Origin of the sequence: Luteirhabdus pelagi, assembly GCF_016827595.1 — a bacterium.
Taxonomy (GTDB): domain Bacteria; phylum Bacteroidota; class Bacteroidia; order Flavobacteriales; family Flavobacteriaceae; genus Luteirhabdus; species Luteirhabdus pelagi.
Window position 1 is genome coordinate 1 of record NZ_JAECMS010000040.1, and the last position, 654, is coordinate 654.

Annotated in this window: 1 protein-coding gene; it reads left to right on the forward strand. The window is 30.9% G+C overall.

The window, feature by feature from the left end; all coding sequences use genetic code 11:
* Positions 1-19 precede the first annotated feature (19 nt).
* Entirely contained in the window at positions 20-511 is a 492-nt protein-coding gene (locus I4Q58_RS15480; protein ID WP_203296817.1) for a hypothetical protein, read from the forward strand.
* Positions 512-654: the final 143 nt, after the last annotated feature.

Consider the following 654-nt stretch of genomic DNA (forward strand, 5'->3'; position numbering starts at 1 on the left):
CCGTTGGCATGCATAATAAATGAGAAACGTAATCCTACAAGAAATTTTGGATTTTGGATATGATAAATCTGAGTTTTCCATCTTGAATTCCATTGATCAAGAAAAGTATCACCTTTATAAAGAATCAAATTTTTACCAAGTCTTTTTTCTCGATGAAAGAGGAAGCAAACAACACTACAAAAGTTTTTCTGACATAAATCTGGCGAAAGAGTACCTGATTGATTTATTTCGGATTCAAAATGGATTGAGCGCCTTTTACAGAACAATTTCTAATCACAGTGAATTTGAAAGACGGAAAAGCGATTTGATTCAGCTTTTGAGAACAGGAAATGATTCTGGAGAAAAGAAAAAAATAGGTTCCGGAATAACTGATTTGATTAAAAAGACAGGGTTTGAAAAAAGAAGAGAATTGACAGAATTAAAAGAATTTTATTTCCAGAATGCCATATTAATTGATGAAAATATTCGAATTGAAATTGAATTCTTTATTAATGGACTTAAATCTGATTGAATTACGCATGCCAACAACGTATAACGTACATAACGTGGATTGAAGTAGATAAATTAAATTTCGCAAAAACAATGTAGCTTCTTCCCTATCTGAAAAATTTGTAAATTCACAAACCACGTTACGATACGTTATACAAATCCGTT

Bases quoted from the DNA above. Each gene is read 5' to 3' on its own strand.
- I4Q58_RS15480 (WP_203296817.1), top strand. From the start codon at position 20: ATGAGAAACGTAATCCTACAAGAAATTTTGGATTTTGGATATGATAAA.